The following is a 21849-nucleotide window of genomic DNA, read 5'->3' on the forward strand; positions in this document are numbered from 1 at the left end:
GGCGGCCCTGATGCTGTTGACGCAGATCATGGCCGGCGCGGCCGGCGTTACTTGATCGCCGTGCTGACCGCGTTGAACTTGCTGTTGAGGAGGGCGCCGCCCGTGTTGTTCACGGCGGTCACGATCGCCAGCGCGATCCCCGCGGCGATGAGGCCGTACTCGATGGCGGTCGCACCATTCTCATCGGCAAGGAAAGACCTAAGCAAACGCATTGCCCAACTCCTGTTCATCCGATCCAACGTATGGTCGCGTCGTCATCGAATTCGTCAATAGATCGAATAAGCTTGGTGCGCCAAAAAATTAAGCCCGCGCGATCGCGCCTCCGCTGATACGACGGCAGTCATTAAATTAGGGTTCCGCCGGTGCGTCCAAATGGATTCAAATCGGCAGGCCCTCGCGATCGCATCGGGAGGAGGGTGCCGCTTAACGGATTGTTGAGGCTGTTTGCCGGGCCAGCGCGCTCATCGGCGCCGTCCGGGCGCGTTCAGGGCCCGCAACATGGCGATACGGGCGAACATCACCCAGCCGCCGCCCGTCTCGGCCGCGTTGATCAGGGTCTCGACGGCGGTCTGCCAGTGCGCCTCGCGCTGGGCGTCCTCGGGCAGCTGCATGATGTAGTCCGCCGCGTCCTGGAGCGTGAGCAGCGTGCGCCTGCTGCTCACGTGCACGGGATCGTCGAACGCCGTCGACCAGGGCATGTCAGGCGGCCCGATCCGCGGGGGGCGACATCACGGCGTGATTGCAGGATGCGGCGCTGTCAGCCCGCCTTCTTCGCCCGCGCCGGGGCGCGGACGGGCTTGTCGGCGGCCTTCTTCGGGGCCTCCTTCGCCTTTGCCGCAGCGTCCTTGCCGCCCTTGCCGGAGATCGGCAGCAGCATCTCGCGCTGGCCCTCGACGCGCTTCTTCGGCTTCTTGGCCTTGGCTTCCTTGGCAACCTTGGCTGCGGGGCCCACGTCCTTCTCGTTCGCGATGCTCTTCTTCAGCGCGTCCATCAGGTTGATGACGTTGCCGCCGGTCTTCGGCGCCGCCTTGGCTGCGATCGGCATGCCGCTGCGCTTCTTGTTGATGAGATCGATCAGGGCGGTTTCGTAATGATCCTCGAACAGCTCCGGCTCGAACGCGCCGGACTTCTTCTCGACGATGTGCCTGGCGAGGTCGAGCATGTCCTTGGTGAGCTTCACGTCCTGGATGTCGTCGAAATATTCCGTCTCGCTGCGGACCTCGTAGGGGTAGCGCAGCAGCGTGCCCATCAGCCCGCTCTCGAGCGGCTCGAGCGCGATGATGTGCTCGCGGTTGGTCAGCACCACGCGGCCGATGGCGACCTTGTCCATGCTGCGGATGGTCTCGCGGATCACGGCATAGGCGTCGTGGCCGACCTTGCCGTCCGGCACCAGATAATAGGGGCGGATCAGATAGCGGTTGTCGATGTCGGTCTTCGGCACGAACTCGTCGATCTCGATCGTGTGGGTGGAATCGAGCGCGATCTCGTCGAGCTCGTCCTTGGTGACCTCGATGTAAGTGTCGGTGTCGACCTTGTAGCCCTTGACGATGTCCTCGGAGGTCACCTCGTCGCCGGTCTCGGCGTCGACCTTGAGATACTTGATCCGGTGGCCGGTCTTGCGGTTGATCTGGTTGAAGGAGACCTTCTCGGTATCCGAAGTGGCCGGGTAGAGCGCAACCGGGCAGGTCACGAGCGACAGACGCAGAAAACCCTTCCAATTGGCGCGGGGGGCCATGGGCTACTCCAAACGCAACGGGGACAGACTTATGAGGATACCATCGGGGAACAACGAATCAAAGCAAGGTCGGTTGCTGAATCTTCCAACTGCGTTAACCGGCCGCTGCGCCCCGCTGTCGCTGCCCGATCAGGGCGTGAGAGCCGGAACATCGTATCCCATCACGCGTTGGCCCTGACATCAGCTGCAAGGGTCGCGGCTAAACGGAAGCGACATCCAGATTGAGGGCATCATGGCAACCACGCGAGAGCAGCGTCAGATCGTGGAAACTCCGACCGAGGCGCGCCAGGGCGAGCCCGGGCCTTCGGTGGCGGCACTGCTCGCCATATCGACCGGCCTTGCGATCCTGATCCTCGCCGTCGTCTGGTTCGTGTTCTTCCGGACCTGACGGCCGACGGGAAGGCGGACTCTTCAGGCCCTGCCGCGGGTACGCGGCATATTGCGCCCGCCCTGCTGCCGGTCCGTCCGGCCGCAGGGCGGGCGCAGTCGCGTCGGCTATCGACATCCTATATGACCAAAAAGTAACGCGGCAGGTTCCCCGCGTTCATATTCAGTTCACGCCGGAATTGCTCATCTGGTGTGGTGTTGTCGTGGTCTATTGCTGGAGAGAAGCGTGCGCCTGCTCGTTGTTGAGGACGACCCTGATCTCAATCGCCAGCTCACCAAGGCGCTGACAGACGCCGGTTATGTCGTCGATCGGGCCTTCGACGGGGAGGAGGGGCACTATCTCGGTGACAACGAGCCGTATGATGCCGTGGTGCTCGACATCGGCCTGCCGAAGAAGGACGGCATCTCGGTGCTGGAGGCCTGGCGCCGCAACGGCCGCACCATGCCGGTCCTGATCCTCACCGCACGCGACCGCTGGAGCGACAAGGTGCAGGGGTTCGACGCCGGCGCCGACGACTACGTCGCCAAACCGTTCCACCTGGAGGAAGTGCTGGCACGCATCCGCGCGCTGCTGCGCCGCTCCACCGGCCATGCCCAGAGCGAGCTCAGCTGCGGTCCCGTCACGCTCGATACCAGGACCGGCCGGGTCAGCGTGTCGGGCAATCCCGTCAAGATGACCTCGCACGAATATCGGCTTCTGGCCTACCTGATGCACCATTCCGGGCGGGTGGTTTCCCGCACCGAGCTGGTCGAGCATCTCTACGACCAGGACTTTGACCGCGACTCCAACACCATCGAGGTCTTCGTCGGCCGCATCCGCAAGAAGCTCGATGTCGACATCATCCAGACCGTCCGCGGCCTCGGCTATCTCCTGACCCCGCCGGCCGCCTGACGCGGTCCGGGGCTTGACGGGCCGCCCGACAGGGGCCTTGGTCCGGTCATGACCGCCGACGCCCTGCCATCCTGCGCCTCCCGGGATACTTCCGATGGCCGCTAGCTCACTTGCCAACCGGCTGTTCTTGTCGGCGACCGCCTGGCTCGTGGTGATCCTGGCCATCACCGGGGTGGTGCTGTCGTCGGTCTACAAGGACGCCACCGAGCGCGCCTTCGACCGCCGGCTCAACCTCTATCTGCGCACCCTGATCGCGGAGGTCGCCACCCCCGACGAGCCGCCGGACCGCCAGTTCCAGTCGCTGGGCGAGCCCCTGTTCGAGCTGCCGCTGTCGGGCTGGTATTGGCAGATCACGCGGACCGACACCGAAAAGCCGGAAGTGCGCTCCTCGCGCTCGCTCTGGGACAAGAAGCTGCCGAAGCTGGAGGAGCAGGGCGCCGAGCTCACCGCGGCCGGCATTCGCCTTGCCTATGTCGACGGGCCCGAAGGGCAGAACCTGCGCATGGTCGAGCGTCCCGTCGATCTCGGCGCCGATGGCAAGTTCCTGGTCAGCGTCGCCGGCGACGACACCGAGATTTTCGACGAGACGCGTAGCTTCGACTATTATCTCGGCGGCACCTTCACCGCGCTCGGCATCGTGCTGCTGCTGACGACCGTGTTCCAGGTCCGTTTCGGCCTGGCGCCGCTCAAGCGCATCTCGGAATCGATCGCCGACATCCGCTCCGGGCGGGCGGAGCGGCTCGAGGGCGAATTCCCGGTCGAGATCGCGCCCTTGGCGCGCGAGACCAACGCGCTGATCGATGCCAATCGCGAGATCGTCGAGCGCGCGCGCACCCATGTCGGCAATCTCGCCCACGCGATCAAGACGCCGCTCTCGGTCATCGTCAACGAGGCCGGCGCCCACATTGCCGATCCCTTCGCGGCCAAGGTGATGGAGCAGGCGGACGTGATGCGCGACCAGGTCGCCCATCATCTGGAGCGCGCCCGCATCGCCGCGCGGGTCTCCGTGGTCGCGACCGTGACGGAGGTCGCGCCCGCGATCGAGGCGCTGCGGCGGACCATGGAGAAGATCCATCGCGATCGCGGCATACTGGTCGAGGCCAAGGCCGATCCGTCGGCGAAATTTCGCGGCGAGCGCCAGGATCTGGAGGAGATGGTCGGCAATCTCGTCGACAATGCCTGCAAATGGGCGGTCTCGCGCGTTTTCATCGAGGTCCTGGTGGATCCGCCGCCCCAGGCGGGAGCGGGCCCGCGGCTGCGGATCATCGTCGATGACGACGGCCGCGGCCTGTCGGAGGCCGAGCGGGCCCAGGTCTCCCGGCGCGGCCAGCGGCTCGACGAGTCCAAGCCCGGCTCGGGATTGGGGCTGTCGATCGTGACCGACCTCGCCGCGCTCTACGGCGGCAGCCTCTCGCTCGGCGCCGCGCCGACCGGCGGCCTACGCGCCGAGCTGATCCTTCCGGGAATATAATCCGTTGTTCCGGCGTGGATTTTCGCCCTCGCCAAGGGCCGGCCGACGCCCGCCAGGGGGATTCAGCCCGACTTCCTAAACGGCTTCTTAAGTGGGCCCTCCTATGATCGCGCCCGGACGCATCCATGTCCGCGATTTTACCGTGCATTACCCGGGCGCATGAGCCAGACATCGATCGAGCGGCTGAGGGAATATCTCGCGCAGCTCCCGCCGCAGGCGCAGGCGCTGCTGATGCGGGAGTTCGAGCGCGCGCTCGAGCGCGGCCAGGACACGGCGGTGGCGACCCTCGTGCTCGAGCAGTTGCGCAAGATTGTCCGCAAGACCGAAGCCGATGAAGCCCCGCCGCCGCGCACGGACGATCTGTCGCGGCTGCTGTTCCAGGTGCTGGAACCGTTCCTGGTCGAAGCGGGCGTCCCGATCCGGGTCGGCCAGATTCGCCGCTCCTCGCTCCAGCCGATCTGGCAATGGCTCGGCCGCGACGGCGCGCCGGCCAAGATCAACGAATTCGAGGCCGCGCTGGCCCGCATGCCCGCCGACAGTGCGGGGCAGGTCGAGGCCTTGGCACTGAAGCTCCAGGCCGCGGCTGCGGACGCTATTTTCGCGTTGACGGGTCCCGGCGGCGGCGACAAATCGCGGGCGCTGGCCCGGGTCGGCCCGCCCAACGTGATCGAGGACCTCTATTCGATCGGAGCGGTGCTCCAGGTCCGCGAGGCCATTGCCAGCCTGAACGAGAAGCTGCCGCGGACCTTGCGCGCATTCGGCGATTCCCAGATCGCCTCGGTGACGTCGGCGCTCAACATTCCGGTGCTGCAGACGCCGCAAATGCTGCCCTTCGCGCTGTCGGTCGTGGTGCAGCGGATGACCGCGCCGTGGCAGATCATTCGCCTCGCCATCAAGATCGCCGCCTCCGACGACGAGATCCGCGTCGCGGCGACCCCTTACGGCGCTGCCATCACGATCGCGCTGCACGATCTGTCCTGTGTCGCGGCCACCTTGCGCATGGACATCAAGCGCGGCCATTTCGACAACGTGGCCGGTAATCTCAAAGCGTTGCATGACGGCGTGCGCGGTCTGCGCACCGAGCTCGACCTGCGCAACGATTCCGCCTGGGGCAAGCAGCTGATCTCGATCCGGGCCGACATCTCCAACGCGCTGCAATCCGAGATCGACAGCGTTCCCGGCCGGGTCCGCCGCATCCTGCGCCAGCGGCCCGAGAAGGACATTCCGCCGGGCGCGCGGATCGACGGTACCGAGGTGGAGGAGACCTTGGCGCTGATCGATTTCGTCGCGACATGCCGCAATTATGCGAGCGAGCTTGCGATCAACGAAGTGACGCTGCGCACCTATTCCGATCTCCAGCAATATGTCGAACGCTCGACCGAGCAGCTGGTGCAGTCGTTGCGCGCCGCCGATCACAAGGTCCGCACCTATCGGCAACAGCAGGTGGACGCCGCGATTCGCTTCTGCCAGGTGCTGTTTGGCGACGATTACGCCTCGCTGATGAGCCGGGCCGCGCAAAACGCCGCTACCGGCGAGCGCAAATCGTCGCGCGCGAGCTGATTAAGCGCATATTTCGTGATCACAATTTCTGGTTGACGGTGGCAGTAGCGCGCCGTACGGTTCCCGTGGGAATCCGGGGGACATCTATTTGTGGCGCATGAAACCCGTCATCAGCTCGATCGAAATTGAGAACCGCGTCGTCGTTGCCAAGTATCAAAGGCTGATGGTCGGCGCCAAAGTGGTGCTGGTCGAGAAGGCAAGCGGCCGGCAATGGTCGGAGACCATCACGCGGGTGGCGTCGCCGGTTCCCGTTGGCGCGCTGCGCATCAGATTGCCGGAGACCGTCACGCCGGGAACGTATTTCCTGAAGGCCTTCAACGGCCACGGCGAGCAGGCCGCGCAAAGCGCAGATTTCGAGATCCGCTAAGCCGTTGGATTCGCATCGTTTCGAGACTGCGTGCGGTCGCGCCAAATTGACAATTGTCAATTGCCGCATCATCCGGCCGTGGTGTAAAGGCACCTATGGGCGCACTTCGTGCGCTGCCGGAAGCTTGCCAGATGACGCTATGGTTCGTGTTCGCGCTGATGACGGTCGCGGCGATTTTCGCCGTGCTGTGGCCGCTTGGCCGCAAGGGACGCGCGCAAGATCAAGGTAGCGAGGTCGCGGTCTACAAGGACCAGTTGGCCGAGATCGAGCGTGATCTCGCCGCTGGCTCGATTCCGGCGCCCGATGCCGAGGCCGCGCGCATCGAGATCAGCCGCAGGCTGCTTGCGGCGGCCGCCAGCGAGCCCGCGATGGCAGCGACCTCGAGCGTGACATGGCGCCGCGCGGCGGCCGTGCTGGCGCTCGCCGGTCTGCCGCTCGTTGCGATCGGCGTCTACATGCCGCTCGGCTCGCCTAAGCTTCAGGACTTTCCGCTGGCGCAACGGGAGCGCGTGCCGGGCAAGGCGCAGTCGCTCGAGAATCTCGTCGCCCAGGTCCAGCAACATCTGGAGACGAATCCGACCGACGGCCGCGGTTGGAACGTGCTCGCGCCGGTGCTGCAGCGGCTCGGCCGTTTCGACGATGCGGTGCGCGCCTATCGCAACTCGCTCACCTACAACGGCGAAAGCGCGGAGCGCCGGGCCGATCTCGGCGAAGCGATCGCGGCCGCCGCCGGCGGCGTGGTGACCGCCGAGGCCAAGACCGAGTTCGAGCGGGCCCACGCGCTGGACGCGGACGATCCCAAGGCCAATTACTTCCTCGGCCTTGCCGCCGAGCAGGACGGCCGCAAGGACGATGCAGCCAAAATCTGGCGCGGGCTGCTTGCGAAAGCGCCCGCCGATGCGCCCTGGCGCGCCCTGGTGCAGACCTCGCTGGCGCGGGTCGGCGGCGGCACGATGCCGGCGCTGTCCGATGAGACGATTGCCGCGTCAAAGGACATGGCCGAAGGCGATCGCAACGCAATGGTGCGGGGCATGGTCGAACGTCTGGCCACCCGGTTGAAGCAGAACGGCGACGACGTCGAGAGCTGGCTGCGCCTGGTGCGCGCCTATCTCGTGATGGGCGAGCGGGACAAGGCGATGGGGGCGTCGGCCGACGCCCGGCAGGCGGTGGCCAGCGATGGCGAGCGGCTTCGCCAGCTCAACGAAGGCCTCAGGACGCTCGGGCTCGGCGGATGACGATGTCGGGACGACAGAAGCGGAGAACGGATACGCCATGACGCGCAAGCAGCGACGTATGACCATCATCGGCGGCTCGCTCGCCGTGCTCGCGCTCGCGGCCGCGCTGGTGCTCAACGCCCTCCGCGACTCCATCGTGTTCTTCTCGACGCCGACCATGGTCGCCGAGAAGCACGTCGAGCCGGGCAAGCGGTTTCGTCTCGGTGGGCTGGTGCAGCCCGGCTCGCTGCAGCGCGGGGACAATCTCGCGGTGACCTTCGAGGTCGCCGACGGCAACGCCAAGCTGCCGGTGGCCTACAAGGGCATTCTGCCCGACCTGTTCCGCGAGGGGCAGGGCGTCGTCGCCGAGGGTGCGCTCGATGCCAATGGCGTGTTCAAGGCCGATACCGTGCTTGCCAAGCACGACGAGACCTACATGCCCAGGGACGTCGCCGATGCCCTGAAGAAGCAGGGGCACTGGAAGGACGATTACGGCGGCAAGCCCGCCGACGACGGCAAGACGTCTGATGCGGGCAAGCCGGCGACAACGGCGCAGGGCAATCCGCAAGGAGCGGTGCGGTGATCGCAGAAACCGGACATTACGCCCTGGTGCTGGCGCTTGCGCTCGCACTGATCCAGTCGGTCGTGCCCCTGATCGGCGCGCGCCTGCGCGACGCGGCGCTCATGAACGTGGCGCGCTCCGCGGCGCTGGCGCAGCTTCTTTTCGTCGGCGCTTCGTTCACGGCTCTCGTGATGCTGCACGTGAACTCGGATTTCTCGGTCGCCAACGTCTACGAGAATTCCCACTCGATGAAGCCGCTGCTCTACAAGATCACCGGCGTGTGGGGAAACCATGAAGGCTCGATGCTGTTGTGGGTGTCGATCCTCGCGCTGTTCGGCGGGCTGGTCGCCGCCTTCGGCAACAATTTGCCGCTGTCGCTGCGCGCGCACGTGCTCGCAGTCCAGGCCTGGGTCGCCGGCGCCTTCTATCTCTTCATCCTCGTGACGTCGAACCCGTTCCTGCGCATTTCGAACCCGCCGATCGAGGGACGCGATCTCAATCCGGTGCTCCAGGACATCGGGCTCGCCGTGCATCCGCCGATGCTCTATCTCGGCTATGTCGGTTTCTCGATCTCGTTCTCCTTCGCCATCGCGGCGTTGATGGAGGGACGGATCGACGCGGCCTGGGCGCGCTGGGTGCGGCCGTGGACGCTGGTCGCCTGGATCTTCCTGACGCTCGGCATCGCCATGGGCTCGTACTGGGCCTATTACGAGCTCGGCTGGGGCGGCTGGTGGTTCTGGGATCCGGTCGAGAACGCCTCGCTGATGCCGTGGCTCTCCGGCACCGCGCTGCTCCATTCGGCGCTGGTGATGGAGAAGCGCAACGCGCTGAAGGTCTGGACCATCCTGCTCTCGATCCTGACCTTCTCGCTGTCGCTGCTCGGCACCTTCCTGGTGCGCTCGGGCGTCATCACCTCGGTGCACGCCTTCGCCACCGATCCCACCCGCGGCGTGTTCATTCTGCTGATCCTTTGCCTGTTCATCGGCGGCAGCCTGTCGCTGTTCGCGGGCCGCGCCACTTCGTTGAAGCAGGGCGGCCTGTTCGCGCCGATCTCGCGCGAGGGCGCGCTGGTCCTGAACAATCTGCTGCTCACGGTCGCCTGCGCCGTCGTGCTGTTCGGCACGCTCTATCCGCTGGCGATGGAGATGCTCGCCGACTTCAAGATGTCGGTCGGTGCACCGTTCTACAACCTCACCTTCGCGCCGCTGTTTGCCCTGTTGCTGCTGGCCGTGCCGTTCGGGCCGATGATGGCGTGGAAGCGCGGCGACCTGCTCGGCGTGACGCAGCGCCTGCTCGCTGCGGGCGTTGCCGGCCTTGCCGCCGTCGCCATCGCCTGGGGCTGGGCGACCGGCGGCAGCACGCTGGCGCCGCTCGCGATCGGGCTTGGGGTCTTCGTCATCGCCGGCGCGGTCACCGACATCGTCGAGCGGACCGGCCTCGTGCGGCTGCCGTTCGCAACCGTGCTGCACCGGGCGCGCGGCCTGCCGCGCTCGGCCTGGGGCACCGCGTTTGCGCATGCCGGCCTCGGCGTGGCGCTGATCGGGATCGTCTGCGAGACCACCTGGAACAGCGAATATATCGCGACGATGAAGCAGAACGAGGTCGCCCACATCGCCGGCTTCGACGTGAAGCTCGACGGTGTGCTGCAGCGTCAGGGCCCGAACTACCGCGAGATGATCGCCGAGTTCAACGTCAGCCGCGACGGCGCCCCGCTCAGCGTCATGACGCCGTCCAAGCGCAGCTTCACCACCCGCGGCTCCTCGACCACCGAGGCCGCATTGCTGACCCGCGGCGCGAGCCAGCTTTATATCTCGCTCGGCGACGCCAACGCCGAGGGCGCCATCGCCGTGCGCATCTATTACAAGCCGATGGTGCTCATGATCTGGTGGGGGCCGGTGCTGATGGCGTTCGGCGGCGTGCTGTCGCTGTCCGACCGGCGGCTGCGGGTCGGCGCGCCGAAGCCGGCGCGGGCCAAGCAGCGCCTTCAGCCGGCGGAGTGATCCGATGCGCCGGATCATGGCCGCGTTCGTCCTGCTGATGCTGCTGGCTTTGCCTGCGGCCCACGCGGTGCAGCCCGACGAGATCATGTCGGATCCCGCCAAGGAAGCCCGTGCGCGCGAGCTGTCGCGCGAGCTGCGCTGCATGGTCTGCCAGAACCAGTCGATCGACGATTCCGATGCGCCCCTGGCGCGCGACCTGCGGCTCCTGGTGCGCGAGCGCATCGGCGCCGGGGACAGCAATTCGCAAGTGCTCGATTTCCTGGTCGCGCGCTACGGCGAGTTCGTGCTGCTGAAGCCGCGCTTCGAGCGTCAAAACGCGCTGCTGTGGCTGCTCGGACCGCTGCTGCTCATCGGTGGCGGCGTGGCGTTGTGGCTGCAAATCCGGCGTCGCGCCCATGGCGGTGCAGACGTACCTGCGCCGCCGCTGACGGCCGACGAAAAAGCGAAGCTCGCGGCCTTGATGTCCGACGAGACCAAATCTCCGTAGCCACGCGATCATCGTTGTGGCCATGTAGTCCTACGTAGATCGCTGGCTCACCGCCGCGCGGTTCATGGTATTTTGACCTTTGTCTGGAAGCTTGTCGCGAGCTTCTATTCCAGACCCTGAGTCCCCGATGTTCGCGAACAGCAATCTGACGATCCGCTTCCTGGTTGGCGCCGTCGTCGCTGCACTGTTGTTCTTGCTGGGCATCGGCGGCGGCACCGGCTTCATTGCGGTGCTCTATCTCAACAACGAGATCACCAGCCTGTCCTCGAATTTCGCCGCGCTGAGCGGCCCCGCGCGCGACCATGCCATGCAGATCTATCAGCAGGCGCAGGCCGCGTTCTCCTACTTCCTGGTCGCCTGCGGTGTGATCGCCGTCGTCGCCTTCGCGATCTGCCTCACGACCTGGTTTGCCGTTCGCAACGGCATCCTCAATCCGTTGGCGGCGATCGTCCATGCAATGCGCGAGGTCGCCGACCAGAAGTTCGAGACGCCGGTTCCGGGGCTCGGCCGCACCAACGAGATCGGCCTGCTCGCCGGTGCGCTGGAGGTGTTCAAGACCAACGGCATCGAGCGGCGCCACCTCTCCGAACGGCAGCTGCACGAAGCGCAGCACCAGGCCGAGCGATCGAAATTCCTGGACGACCGGATCAAGCGCTTCAACGATCTCGTCGCCAGCGTCGTCGACAGCGTGGCGTCATCGGCGGTGCATCTGAAGAGCAACGCCGAGACGCTGTCGCGGACGGCCAATGACACCAGCACCAAGGCCAATGCGGTGGCGAGCGCGGCAAGCCTCGCCAGCGCCAGCGTGCAGACGGTGGCAGGTTCTGCCGGAGAGATGACGAATTCGATCGGCATGATCAGCCGCCGCGTCACCGACGCGACCCAGCGCGCCGAAGGCGCGGCGTCCGAGGCGGAGAGGAGCCGCGACACCATCCACACGCTGTCGGATGCTGCCGACAAGATCGGCGAGGTCGTCCAGCTGGTGCAGGCGATCGCATCGCAGACCAATCTCTTGGCGCTGAACGCCACCATCGAGGCGGCACGGGCAGGGGAGGCCGGCAAGGGGTTTGCGGTGGTCGCCTCCGAGGTGAAGAATCTGGCGCATCAGACCAGCAAGGCGACGGAGGAGATCACCTCTCACGTCGCCAGCATTCAGGGCATCACCGCACAGACGCGCGACGCGATCGACGGCATCTCCAAGACGCTGTCGGAGATCTCGTCCATCATGTCCGGTATCGAGGTCGACACCTCCCAGCAGCGCAACGCGACGCAGGAGATCACGCGCAGCGCCCAGGACGCCGCGCGCGGCACGCTCGACGTCTCCAACCATATCGTGCAGATCACTTCGACCTCCGCCGAGACCGGCCGCATGGCCGCCGAGGCGCGCGATTCCGCTGTCGATCTGTCGCAGCAGGCGGAAACCTTGAAGCGTGAAGTCGACGAGTTCATCGTCAGCGTCAGAGCGAGCTAAAGCTCACAAAAAGCCCGTTCCGCAGCGTCTCGGGAACTCGCGTTAAGTTCCTGTGGAATCACAATTTTCGGACTGCGATGAACTGCCGCATCCGCCTTGCGGCTTCATTACGAAAGTTTAACCCCGCCGCCAGCGCACGGTAAGGCGGGAGTCCCCATCTTCAGGTCCGTAAGGTGCCGCCCTCAGGCATCACATGGATTTCAAGGCCCTGGAGATCTCTGCATGTCCGACCGTATCGACCTCTCGAACCTTCCGCCCTACCGGCAGCCGCGCCGGTCGGTGTTCTCCGCGCGCAGGCTCGCGCTGATGGCCTCGGTCGTCGCCGGCCTTGGCGCCGCCGTCTATGGCTTTGGCACGTCGACCTCGCCGGCCGACCTGTTCTCGAGCCCGGCGCATGCGCAGGTCAACAACGAGGTCCGCAAGGTCGAGCGACCCATCGGCTTCGCCGACGTTGTCGAGCGCGTGAAGCCGTCGGTGATCTCGGTGAAGGTCAACATGAAGGAAAAGACCGCGAGCAACGATGACGGCGACGATTCCTCCTCGCCGTTCCAGCCGGGCTCGCCGATGGAGCGTTTCTTCCGCCGCTTCGGTGGTCCGGAGGGTTTCCCCCCGGGCATGAAGGGCGGCCGCGGCCGCGTCGTGCAGGGCCAGGGTTCCGGTTTCTTCATCTCGGCTGACGGCTTTGCCGTGACCAACAATCACGTGGTCGACGGCGCCGACAAGGTCGAGGTCACCACCGACGAGGGCAAGACCTACACCGCCAAGGTGATCGGCACCGACCAGCGCACCGACCTCGCCTTGATCAAGGTCGAGGGCAGCTCGAGCTTTCCGTTCGCCAAGCTCGCCGACAGCAAGCCGCGAATCGGCGACTGGGTGCTCGCCGTCGGCAATCCGTTCGGTCTCGGCGGCACCGTGACCGCGGGCATCGTCTCGGCGAGCGGCCGCGACATCGGCAACGGTCCCTATGACGATTTCATCCAAATCGACGCGCCCGTGAACAAGGGCAATTCCGGCGGCCCGGCCTTCGACACCAACGGCGAGGTGATGGGCGTCAACACCGCGATCTACTCGCCCTCCGGCGGCAGCGTCGGCATCGCGTTCTCGATCCCGGCGAGCACGGTGAAGAGCGTGGTCGCCCAGCTCAAGGACAAGGGCTCGGTCAGCCGCGGATGGATCGGCGTGCAGATTCAGCCCGTCACGTCCGACATTGCCGACAGCCTCGGCATGAAGAAGGCCGAAGGCGCGCTGGTGGCGGAGCCGCAGGCCAACGGTCCGGCCGCCAAGGCCGGCATCGAATCCGGCGACGTGATCACGGCGGTCAACGGCGAATCCGTCAAGGACGCGCGCGAGCTGGCCCGCACCATCGGCGGCATGGCGCCCGGCGCGACCGTGAAGCTCAACGTGCTGCACAAGGGCCAGGACAAGGTCGTCAACCTCACCCTCGGCCAGCTGCCGAACACGGTCGAGGCCAAGGCCGACAACGATAATGACAGCGGCAAGGGTGCGAGCAAGGGCACCGATGTCCCCAAGCTCGGCATGACCGTTGCCCCCGCCAATTCGGTGGCCGGCGCCGGCAAGGAAGGCGTCGTCGTCACCCAGGTCGATCCGAAGAGCGCCGCGGCCGAACGCGGCTTCAAGGAAGGCGACGTGATTCTCGAAGTCGGCGGCAAGAGCGTCGCCACCGCCGGCGAAGTCCGCGATGCCATCAACACGGCGCGGACCGACAACAAGAACAGCGTCCTGATGCGCGTGAAGAGCGGCGGCCAGTCGCGCTTCGTCGCAGTGCCTCTCGCCAAAGGGTAAGCCTTCAGGAGGCTCACGAGATGAAGGGTGTCGCCGGCATCAGTCGCCCCCGCCGCCGGCGCCCTTCGGGGAAGCAGCGTAACGTCAGCTTCCCCCTGCTACCTTCCGGTGGAAAAACGCCCCCCTCCGTCGGAAGGCCTAGGGCGGTGAAGTCCCCCCAGCTTCACCGCCCGCCTTTTTCTCCATGCCAGCGTCTCCCCCTCGGCTTGCATGGGATCGCCGCTCGCGCCATGTTTAGAGAAGGTTGACCTCCTTGACCGCCGCCGAACGCACGATGCGCCTCCTCATCATCGAAGACGACCGCGAATCCGCCGACTACCTCGTGAAGGCGTTTCGCGAGGTCGGACACATTGCCGACCACGCCGCCGACGGCGAGGAGGGCCTCGCCATGGCCGAGAGCGGCGATTACGATGTGCTGGTGGTCGACCGCATGCTGCCCAAGCGCGACGGCCTGTCGCTGATCGGCGCGCTGCGCGACAAGGGCAACACGACGCCGGTGCTGATTCTCTCCGCGCTCGGACAGGTCGACGACCGCATCAAGGGCCTGCGCGCCGGCGGCGACGATTATCTGCCAAAGCCCTATTCGTTCGCCGAGCTGCTGGCCCGCGTCGAAGTGTTGTCGCGCCGCCGCGGCGGGCCCGCCGAGGACACGCTCTACCGCGTCGGCGACCTCGAGCTCGACCGGCTCTCGCACCGCGTCGCCCGCGGCAAGGACGAGCTGACGCTGCAGCCACGCGAATTCCGGCTGCTCGAATATCTGATGAAGCATGCCGGCCAGGTGGTGACGCGCACCATGCTGCTCGAAAATGTCTGGGACTATCATTTCGATCCGCAGACCAACGTGATCGACGTGCACATCTCGCGGCTGCGCTCCAAGATCGACAAGGGATTCGAGCGGCCGCTGCTGCACACGATCCGCGGCGCCGGGTACATGATCCGCGACGGGATGCGATAAGGCGAACTCGCCCGTTGCGCCGATCGACTTGCGGCGAGCTAGCGCCCGCAATCGTCGGCTGCATCACCGGCCTGCTGCTCCTGCCCGGACGTTGTCGGACGATATTGGCCGACCCCCTCATCGGATGGCAAGAATACCCGACGTGTGGTAGGGGACATCTCACCTGGATGAATCCGTCCCCGATCAGGAAGGATATTCAAGCTTGCAAGTCGCCGCCTTCCCGTCCGACCGAGCTGAAGAGATCCTCGTGTCGGCTTCCAGGCTCTTTGCCCGCCATAGCTATGCGAACGTGACGATGGAGCAGGTCGCAGCCTCGGTGCGATCGGTGCCGGGGGCGCTCTACCACTATTTCCGCGACAAGGAGGACCTGATCTTTCACTGCTACCTGCGCGGCCTTGCGCTCTACAGGCACGAAATCGAGACCGCGGCCGAGCCCGGTATCGACGCGCTCGAGGTCGTCAGGCGATTTATACGTGCCCGGCTGCGGCCTGAAGGCCAGCGCATGATCCTGTTCACCGACATCGATGCACTGGCCGCGTCCTACAGCAACGATGTGCACGCCAGGCGTTGGCAGAATGCCGCGCTGCTGGCCGGTATTCTGAAGCGTGGCGTTGCCGACGGCTCGATAGCCTGCGAGGAGCCGCTCCTTACGGCCGTCGCCCTCATCTCCATCCTGGATTGGGTGCCGTTCTGGTTCTCCGAGCGCGACTACTATTCGCGCCAGCAGGCGATTGATGCGATTGATGACATCATCACGCATGGAGTTTATCGGCGTGAGATTGCCTTGCCGGACATGCCTGAAGCGCCGAGCCTGGCACCGTTTCTCCAGTCCCGCTCCAAATTGAACAAGCGCGCCGCGAAGCTGGACAGGATGCTCTCGATTGCCTCTGACAGTTTCAACCGAAGGGGAGCGTCCGGCACATCACTCGAGAGTATCGCGGCGGAAGCCGGCATGACCCGTGCCGGCATCTACTATCATTTCAGCGAAAAAGAGCGCCTCTTGCTCGCTTGCTTGCGAAGAGGCCTGGCCGGCGAGATCGGCATTCGAGAGCATTTGCAGGACCTCGGGCTCGGGCCGTTCGATTATGTCGTTCAGAGAGTGCGTCTGTTGTTGATGCTGCACGACACTCCTTGCGGGCCCAAGGCGACCTACCACAACATCAACTATCTCAACGACGTTGACCGGAAGCACTATGTCGGGCAGGTGCTCGCGACGATCGGGCAGGACCAGAGAAATCATCAGCGTTGGATCGAGGAAGGGTATTTCCGCAGTGTCGACACTCACTTCGCCGAACGCGTTCTGACTGGAATGGGCCACTGGTACCCGATCTGGTTCAGGGGCGAGCGGAGCTGGTCTCCGATGCAAATTGCCGATCATTTTTCGCGGCTGTTCCTCGCGGGACTCAAGCCGCGTCGCGGGGTGGTATAAGGCAACCAATCAGCCGCAGATTGAGCGCAGCATTGAGGTCAAAAACTTGCCTGTGAATTCAATGTTCCGGAAGCGCGCGGCGTCCTCACAAGTTTAAGCCACAATTATTTCTTGCGCCAAAACTTTACACAGTATTCAATGTTCGGGTAGCAAAGCCGGCGCGACCGACGTTGTGAATCAGCATCGATCGCCAAGGAACAAGAACACGCAAAAGGGAGAAGGCCAGGATGCACAAGCTCGTAATTGCTGCGGCGGCAGCGCTGACGATGCTGGGAGGAGCAGCATACGCGCAGGAAACCATCAAGCTCGGCTACATCGATCCGCTGTCCGGCGGCGGCGCCAGCATCGGTGAAGGCGGCTTGAAGACGTTCCAGTATCTGGCCGATGAGATCAACGCGAAGGGCGGCATATTGGGCCGCAAGATCGAGATTCTGCCCCTCGACAACAAGACCAACCCGCAGGAAAGCCTGGTGCAGGCGCAGAAGGCCATCGACGCCGGCGCCCGCTTCATCACTCAAGGCAATGGCTCGTCGGTCGCCGCAGCGCTGTCCGACTTCGTTACCAAGAACAACACGCGCAATCCCGGCAAGGAAGTGCTCTACTTCAACTATGCCGCCGTCGATCCGAGCCTGACCAACGAAAAATGCAGCTACTGGCATTTTCGCTGGGATGCCAGCTCCGACATCAAGATGGAAGCGCTCACCAGCTATATGAAGGATATCCCCGCGATCAAGAAGGTGTACCTGATCAACCAGGACTACTCCTTCGGCCAGTCGGTGCGCGCTGACGCGCGCAAGATGTTGGGCGCCAAGCGGCCCGACATCCAAATCGTCGGTGACGAATTGCATCCGCTGCTGAAGATCACCGACTTCTCGCCTTATATCGCCAAGATCAAGGCTTCGGGCGCCGATAGCGTCGTTACCGGCAATTGGGGCCAAGACATCGCTCTGCTGCTCAAAGCCGCTGCCGACGCCGGCTTGAAGGTCAATTGGTACACCTACTATGCTGGCGGCGCTGGCGGTCCGACCGCGATCAAGCAGACCGGTCTCGACCATCAGGTGTTCCAGATCACCGAGGGCTTTGCCAATTCCGGCCATCAGCCGGCGATGGATTTCGAAAAGGCTTTCCGCGCCAAGGTCAATATGTCGCTGTGGTATCCGCGTGCGGTCAACGAGATGCGCATGTTCAAGGCCGCGGCCGAGAAGGCCAACTCGCTCGACCCCGTGAAGGTCGCAGCAGCCCTCGAGGACCTCAAGTTTGAGGTGCTGGATGGTGGAGAGGGCGTCATGCGTAAGGACGATCACCAGTTCTTCCAGCCGATCTACATCTCCTCCTTCGGCAAGCTCGCCGCAAACGAGCCGTTCGACGAGGAAGGCACCGGCTGGGGATGGCACCTGGTTTCCAAGATCGACACCTCCAAGACGATGGTTCCCACGACCTGCAAGATGACCCGGCCGTAAGCTGGACCGGCTTCGCCTTCCCGCAGCCGGCAGCGGCTCGCGGGAAGGTCGCTGTTCGCATGCCTGCCGACGAGTTTGCCGAGGCTGTTCTGTCCCGGCCAGAGGTGTGAATACTGTGCTTGAACTGATCGTTATATCGACGCTGAACGGTCTTCTGTTCGGCATGCTGCTGTTCCTGCTGTCGAGCGGCTTGACCGTCATCTTCAGCATGATGGGGGTGCTCAACTTCGCCCATGCCAGCTTCTACATGCTCGGCGCCTTCTTCGGCTTCCAGCTCACCAAATGGATCGGCTTCTGGCCGGCGCTGTTGCTGGCACCGCTGCTGGTCGGCGCGATCGGCATGGCGGTCGAGCGCTACGGCCTGCGCAATACGCACAAGCACGGCCATGTGGCGGAGTTGCTCCTGACCTTCGGTCTTGCGTTCGCGATCGAAGAAATCGTGGCGATGATGTGGGGCAGAAGCCCCGTCGACTACCGCGTGCCGGCGCTGCTCGACTTTCCGGCCTTCACGATCTTCTCGACGAATTATCCCGCCTACAAGATTTTCATGCTGGCGGTGTCGGTCCTGATCTTCATCGTGCTGCTGATGGTGCTCAAGCGTACACGGGTCGGCCTGATCGTTCAGGCCGCGCTGACGCATCCCCACATGGTGGGGCATCTCGGTCACAATGTCGGACGCATATTCATGCTGGTGTTCGGCGTCGGCAGCGCGCTGGCGGGAATTGCCGGCGTGATCGCAGGTCCCGCGCTGGTGACGCAGTCCGACATGGCCGCGGCTCTGGGACCGATCCTGTTCGTGGTCATTGTGTTCGGCGGCCTCGGCTCCTTGCCGGGCGCCTTCATCGCCTCGCTGGTGATCGGCCTGATCCAGACCTTTGCGGTGGCGCTGAACGGTTCGCTGGCGAGCGCCTTCGGTCCGCTCGATCCGTCGGCGGGGCCGTCCGTGCTCACCGACATTTGGAACGTCACCATCGCCCAGGTGGCGCCGATCGTGCCCTACCTGCTGCTGGTGATCATTCTGATCGTACGCCCCATGGGCCTGATGGGGACGCGCGAGACATGAACGCCAATATGACATCGACATCGAAGATCGCAGACAAGACAGCCGGCGACGGCCTGCGCTTCTACGGCATATGGCTTGCCGGCATCGCCGCGCTGATCGTGCTGCCGCTGATCTTCTCCTCTGGCGGCTCGCTGACGTCCTTCAGCCTGATCGGCATCGCGATCGTGTTCGCGCTGTCCTACAACATCCTGCTCGGCCAGACTGGCCTCTTGTCGTTCGGCCATGCGGTGCATTACGGCCTCGGCGGCTTCGCTGCGTGCCATATGATGAATGCGGTGGTCTCGCACGGCTGGCCCATCCCGCTGCCGTTCATTCCGCTGTTCGGTGGGCTCGGCGGCCTCGCTTTCGCGATCGTCATCGGCTGGCTGATGACCAAGCGGGCCGGCACCGTGTTCTCGATGATCTCGCTCGGCATTGCCGAACTGGTGGCGTCCTCCTCGCTGATCCTGCGTTCGGTATTCGGCGGCGAGTCCGGGATATCGACCGACCGAACCGCTTTGCCGAAGATCCTCGGCTTGAGTTTCGGCCCGCAGCTTCAGGTCTATTATCTGATCGCGTTCTGGCTGGTCATCGCGGCCATCGCGATGTATGCGCTGACGCGGACCCCGCTGGGGCGGATCAGCAATGCGGTGCGGGACAACCCCGAACGCGTCCAGTTCATCGGCTATGATCCGCACGTGGTCCGCTACATCGCCTTCTGTTTTGCCGGCTTCTTCGCCGGCGTGGCGGGGGGACTGGCCGCGATCAACTTCGAGATCGCCAACGCCGCCTATCTCGGCGCGATCCAATCCGGCCTCGTGCTGTTCTCGACCTTCATTGGGGGCGTCGCCTTCTTCTTCGGGCCCATCCTGGGTGCAATCCTCGTGACCTATCTTCAGCTTGGGCTGACCAGTGTCACTGGCGTCTGGCAGCTCTATTTCGGCATCATCTTCATCGGCATCGTGATGCTGTCCCCCGGCGGCATCGCCGGGCTCATCATGATGCACCGGCCGCTGGTTCGCGCCGGAACTCTGCCGACGGTGATTCCTTCCTATCTGCTCGCGGCGGTGCCGACCTTGGCACTGGCTTGCGGCGTGATCCTGACGATCGAATCGATTGCACGCACGCATAGCGGTCAGGGCAGTCCGATCAACCTGCTCGGCGTGGCCTTCAGCCCGGCGTCGCCGGTGACGTGGGCGAGTGCGGCGGTCCTCGTCGCCGGCGGCTTCTTCGTCGCGCGCCTGAGCTGGCGGCGGGTTGGCGAGGCATGGGACCGCGCGACGACGGTCGCGCGCGACCGGGGGTATTTGGCATGACGGCAGCGATCGAAGTCCGCGCTGTCGAAAAGCGCTTTGGCAATGTCGGCATCATCCGCGATCTCAATCTCAGCGTCGCGCAAGGTGAGCGTCACGCCATCATCGGTCCGAATGGTGCTGGCAAGTCGACGACGTTCAATCTCATCAGCGGCCATATCAAGCCGACCTCGGGCGAGGTGAGGCTGAACGGCGATGTGATCTCCGGCCTCAGGCCGTTCGAAATCAACCGGCGCGGCCTGTCGCGCTCGTTCCAGGTCACCAACGTATTCGCGCGCATGTCGGTGTGGGAGAACGTCCGCTGTGCCGTGCTGTGGGCGATGGGGCACCGTTACGCCTTCTGGAAGAACGTCGACAGCCTGCCGGAGGTGCGCGAGCGCACGGCGCAGATCCTCGACGACATCCATCTGACGCATCGGCGCGATGTTCCGGCCGGCTTGTTGACCTACGCCGAGCAGCGCGAGCTGGAGATCGGAATCACCATCGCCGGCGGCGCAACGGTCGTGATGCTGGACGAACCGACGGCGGGCATGAGCCACGCCGAGACCGAGCGCGCGGTGGCGTTGATCCGGCGCCTGACCGAGGGCAAGACCCTCGTCATCGTCGAGCACGACATGAGCGTTGTGTTCGGCTTGGCCGACCGCATTTCCGTGCTGGTCTACGGCCACATCATCGCTTCCGGCACGCCAGAGGAGATCCGGCGCGACCCGAAAGTCAAGGAAGCCTATCTCGGCGAGGAGGCGCACTGATGCTCGAGGTCAGGGACCTGCACGCCTATTACGGCAAGAGCCACATTCTCCAGGGCGTCGATCTCGACGTTGCCGCGGGCGAGGTCGTTAGCCTGCTCGGCCGCAACGGTGTTGGACGTTCGACCACGGTCAAGGCGATCATGGGCGAGGTTGCTCCGCAAGGCACGATCCGCTTCAAAGGCAAGGACATCGCCGGGCTGCCGAGTTACAGGATCGCGCGCCTCGGTCTCGGCTATGTGCCGGAGCATCGGGACATCTTTCCGGGTCTGACGGTCCGCCAGAATCTGCTCCTCGGCATCAAGGATACGCGACGTCCCGGCAAATGGCAGCTTCAGGACATGCTCGACATGTTTCCGAATCTTGCCGCGCGTGCGGATACGCCCGCAGGGGTGCTGTCAGGCGGCGAGAAGCAGATGCTCACGACTTGCCGGACCCTGATGGGCGACCCGGATCTCATCATGATCGACGAGCCTACCGAAGGTCTCGCCCCGTTGATCGTACAGCAGGTCGGCGACCTCATCGCCCGCATTGCGCAGGCCGGCGTTGCGATTCTGCTCGTCGAGCAGAAGCTGTCGATTGCGATGAAGATTTCCAACCGCGTCTACGTCATGGGGCACGGTCGTGTGGTCTTCGAAGGTACGCCCGAGCAACTGAGATCAAACAGCGACGTTCGCGCGCAATGGCTGGAAGTGTGAGGGGGCGTCCCCGGTAGCGCGCGTCCCTTTGTTGGCGGATTTGACGGCAGTGCGCTTATGGCGCCAACAGGGGCGTTGGCCCGGAACGACTGATGTTCCTCAGCGTGGTCGGGAGGGAAGGCCCACAGCCGATCACTGCCCCGGCGTCCGGCCAGCCAGGCTTACCCCAGTATCCCATGGACGCGAGCTTGCCGGGAATTAACTTGGTTCCGATCTAGTGCCCCTTTAACGTTCCCCGTCCGCTTATCACCTGCCGT

21 protein-coding genes are annotated in these 21849 nt (G+C 64.7%); 18 read left to right on the plus strand and 3 right to left on the minus strand.

What is annotated here, in order from left to right; genetic code table 11:
• Positions 1 to 47 precede the first annotated feature (47 nt).
• From WI560_RS10075 to WI560_RS10085, 3 genes are all read right to left on the minus strand, one after another.
• The gene (locus WI560_RS10075; protein WP_126256157.1) at positions 48 to 212 is read right to left on the minus strand and encodes a Flp family type IVb pilin; all 165 of its coding nucleotides are present in this window, start codon (positions 210 to 212) and stop codon (positions 48 to 50) included.
• A 249-nt stretch (positions 213 to 461) separates the two neighbouring features.
• Entirely contained in the window at positions 462 to 698 is a 237-nt protein-coding gene (locus WI560_RS10080; protein ID WP_257193787.1) for a hypothetical protein, read from the minus strand.
• A gap of 59 nt (positions 699 to 757) precedes the next feature.
• Positions 758 to 1735 (minus strand): Ku protein, encoded by a 978-nt coding sequence (locus tag WI560_RS10085; RefSeq protein ID WP_375307874.1) that lies wholly within the window; start codon positions 1733 to 1735, stop codon positions 758 to 760.
• A gap of 232 nt (positions 1736 to 1967) precedes the next feature.
• Here WI560_RS10085 and WI560_RS10090 point away from each other — a divergent pair, with 232 nt between their 5' ends.
• The 18 genes from WI560_RS10090 (at position 1968) to WI560_RS10175 (ending at position 21592) form a co-directional block, all read left to right on the plus strand.
• Positions 1968 to 2123, plus strand: coding sequence for a hypothetical protein (locus WI560_RS10090; RefSeq protein WP_187435894.1), 156 nt, complete (start codon positions 1968 to 1970; stop codon positions 2121 to 2123).
• 225 nt (positions 2124 to 2348) lie between these two features.
• Positions 2349 to 3014: a response regulator transcription factor gene (locus WI560_RS10095; protein ID WP_018315821.1), complete on the plus strand. Its 666-nt coding sequence runs from the start codon at positions 2349 to 2351 to the stop codon at positions 3012 to 3014.
• Between the two features lie 94 nt (positions 3015 to 3108).
• Positions 3109 to 4485 carry an ATP-binding protein gene (locus WI560_RS10100; RefSeq protein WP_375307875.1) on the plus strand — a complete coding sequence of 459 codons (1377 nt, stop codon included), beginning with the start codon at positions 3109 to 3111 and terminating at the stop codon, positions 4483 to 4485.
• 159 nt (positions 4486 to 4644) lie between these two features.
• A complete protein-coding gene (locus tag WI560_RS10105; RefSeq protein WP_028135429.1) occupies positions 4645 to 6045 on the plus strand; it encodes a hypothetical protein in 1401 nt (466 codons plus the stop codon).
• Positions 6046 to 6142: 97 nt separating this feature from the next.
• Positions 6143 to 6412, plus strand: a complete 270-nt coding sequence (locus WI560_RS10110) for a hypothetical protein (protein ID WP_375307876.1) — start codon at positions 6143 to 6145, stop codon at positions 6410 to 6412.
• Between the two features lie 131 nt (positions 6413 to 6543).
• Positions 6544 to 7647, plus strand: a complete 1104-nt coding sequence (ccmI, locus tag WI560_RS10115) for a c-type cytochrome biogenesis protein CcmI (RefSeq protein ID WP_375307877.1) — start codon at positions 6544 to 6546, stop codon at positions 7645 to 7647.
• A gap of 37 nt (positions 7648 to 7684) precedes the next feature.
• A complete protein-coding gene (ccmE, locus tag WI560_RS10120) occupies positions 7685 to 8209 on the plus strand; it encodes a cytochrome c maturation protein CcmE (protein WP_375307878.1) in 525 nt (174 codons plus the stop codon).
• Positions 8206 to 10188: a heme lyase CcmF/NrfE family subunit gene (locus WI560_RS10125; protein WP_375307879.1), complete on the plus strand. Its 1983-nt coding sequence runs from the start codon at positions 8206 to 8208 to the stop codon at positions 10186 to 10188. Before ccmE ends, WI560_RS10125 begins: the two co-directional genes overlap by 4 nt.
• Positions 10189 to 10192: 4 nt before the next feature.
• Positions 10193 to 10675 (plus strand): cytochrome c-type biogenesis protein, encoded by a 483-nt coding sequence (locus WI560_RS10130; protein ID WP_375307880.1) that lies wholly within the window; start codon positions 10193 to 10195, stop codon positions 10673 to 10675.
• 127 nt (positions 10676 to 10802) lie between these two features.
• A complete protein-coding gene (locus WI560_RS10135) occupies positions 10803 to 12146 on the plus strand; it encodes a methyl-accepting chemotaxis protein (protein WP_375307881.1) in 1344 nt (447 codons plus the stop codon).
• 222 nt (positions 12147 to 12368) lie between these two features.
• Positions 12369 to 13949: a Do family serine endopeptidase gene (locus tag WI560_RS10140; protein WP_375307882.1), complete on the plus strand. Its 1581-nt coding sequence runs from the start codon at positions 12369 to 12371 to the stop codon at positions 13947 to 13949.
• Between the two features lie 274 nt (positions 13950 to 14223).
• Complete coding sequence (locus WI560_RS10145) at positions 14224 to 14904, plus strand: response regulator transcription factor (RefSeq protein ID WP_049820256.1); 681 nt, start codon at positions 14224 to 14226, stop codon at positions 14902 to 14904.
• Positions 14905 to 15106: 202 nt separating this feature from the next.
• Positions 15107 to 16333 (plus strand): TetR family transcriptional regulator, encoded by a 1227-nt coding sequence (locus WI560_RS10150; RefSeq protein WP_375307883.1) that lies wholly within the window; start codon positions 15107 to 15109, stop codon positions 16331 to 16333.
• Between the two features lie 227 nt (positions 16334 to 16560).
• Positions 16561 to 17793 (plus strand): branched-chain amino acid ABC transporter substrate-binding protein, encoded by a 1233-nt coding sequence (locus tag WI560_RS10155; RefSeq protein WP_375307884.1) that lies wholly within the window; start codon positions 16561 to 16563, stop codon positions 17791 to 17793.
• A 115-nt stretch (positions 17794 to 17908) separates the two neighbouring features.
• Positions 17909 to 18856: a branched-chain amino acid ABC transporter permease gene (locus tag WI560_RS10160; RefSeq protein WP_257193798.1), complete on the plus strand. Its 948-nt coding sequence runs from the start codon at positions 17909 to 17911 to the stop codon at positions 18854 to 18856.
• Positions 18853 to 20151 carry a branched-chain amino acid ABC transporter permease gene (locus WI560_RS10165; protein WP_375307885.1) on the plus strand — a complete coding sequence of 433 codons (1299 nt, stop codon included), beginning with the start codon at positions 18853 to 18855 and terminating at the stop codon, positions 20149 to 20151. The genes WI560_RS10160 and WI560_RS10165 overlap by 4 nt, the downstream gene beginning before the upstream one ends.
• Positions 20148 to 20897: an ABC transporter ATP-binding protein gene (locus WI560_RS10170; RefSeq protein WP_375307886.1), complete on the plus strand. Its 750-nt coding sequence runs from the start codon at positions 20148 to 20150 to the stop codon at positions 20895 to 20897. Before WI560_RS10165 ends, WI560_RS10170 begins: the two co-directional genes overlap by 4 nt.
• Positions 20897 to 21592, plus strand: a complete 696-nt coding sequence (locus WI560_RS10175) for an ABC transporter ATP-binding protein (protein WP_028135443.1) — start codon at positions 20897 to 20899, stop codon at positions 21590 to 21592. The genes WI560_RS10170 and WI560_RS10175 overlap by 1 nt, the downstream gene beginning before the upstream one ends.
• The last annotated feature ends 257 nt before the right edge of the window (positions 21593 to 21849 follow it).

The organism is Bradyrhizobium sp. A11, from assembly GCF_042077125.1.
GTDB lineage: Bacteria > Pseudomonadota > Alphaproteobacteria > Rhizobiales > Xanthobacteraceae > Bradyrhizobium > Bradyrhizobium japonicum_B.

Bases quoted from the DNA above. Each gene is read 5' to 3' on its own strand.
- WI560_RS10075 (WP_126256157.1), bottom strand. From the start codon at position 212: ATGCGTTTGCTTAGGTCTTTCCTTGCCGATGAGAATGGTGCGACCGCC.
- WI560_RS10080 (WP_257193787.1), bottom strand. From the start codon at position 698: ATGCCCTGGTCGACGGCGTTCGACGATCCCGTGCACGTGAGCAGCAGG.
- WI560_RS10085 (WP_375307874.1), bottom strand. From the start codon at position 1,735: ATGGCCCCCCGCGCCAATTGGAAGGGTTTTCTGCGTCTGTCGCTCGTG.
- WI560_RS10090 (WP_187435894.1), top strand. From the start codon at position 1,968: ATGGCAACCACGCGAGAGCAGCGTCAGATCGTGGAAACTCCGACCGAG.
- WI560_RS10100 (WP_375307875.1), top strand. From the start codon at position 3,109: ATGGCCGCTAGCTCACTTGCCAACCGGCTGTTCTTGTCGGCGACCGCC.
- WI560_RS10105 (WP_028135429.1), top strand. From the start codon at position 4,645: ATGAGCCAGACATCGATCGAGCGGCTGAGGGAATATCTCGCGCAGCTC.
- WI560_RS10110 (WP_375307876.1), top strand. From the start codon at position 6,143: ATGAAACCCGTCATCAGCTCGATCGAAATTGAGAACCGCGTCGTCGTT.
- ccmI (WP_375307877.1), top strand. From the start codon at position 6,544: ATGACGCTATGGTTCGTGTTCGCGCTGATGACGGTCGCGGCGATTTTC.
- ccmE (WP_375307878.1), top strand. From the start codon at position 7,685: ATGACGCGCAAGCAGCGACGTATGACCATCATCGGCGGCTCGCTCGCC.
- WI560_RS10130 (WP_375307880.1), top strand. From the start codon at position 10,193: ATGCGCCGGATCATGGCCGCGTTCGTCCTGCTGATGCTGCTGGCTTTG.
- WI560_RS10135 (WP_375307881.1), top strand. From the start codon at position 10,803: ATGTTCGCGAACAGCAATCTGACGATCCGCTTCCTGGTTGGCGCCGTC.
- WI560_RS10140 (WP_375307882.1), top strand. From the start codon at position 12,369: ATGTCCGACCGTATCGACCTCTCGAACCTTCCGCCCTACCGGCAGCCG.
- WI560_RS10145 (WP_049820256.1), top strand. From the start codon at position 14,224: ATGCGCCTCCTCATCATCGAAGACGACCGCGAATCCGCCGACTACCTC.
- WI560_RS10155 (WP_375307884.1), top strand. From the start codon at position 16,561: ATGCACAAGCTCGTAATTGCTGCGGCGGCAGCGCTGACGATGCTGGGA.
- WI560_RS10165 (WP_375307885.1), top strand. From the start codon at position 18,853: ATGAACGCCAATATGACATCGACATCGAAGATCGCAGACAAGACAGCC.
- WI560_RS10170 (WP_375307886.1), top strand. From the start codon at position 20,148: ATGACGGCAGCGATCGAAGTCCGCGCTGTCGAAAAGCGCTTTGGCAAT.
- WI560_RS10175 (WP_028135443.1), top strand. From the start codon at position 20,897: ATGCTCGAGGTCAGGGACCTGCACGCCTATTACGGCAAGAGCCACATT.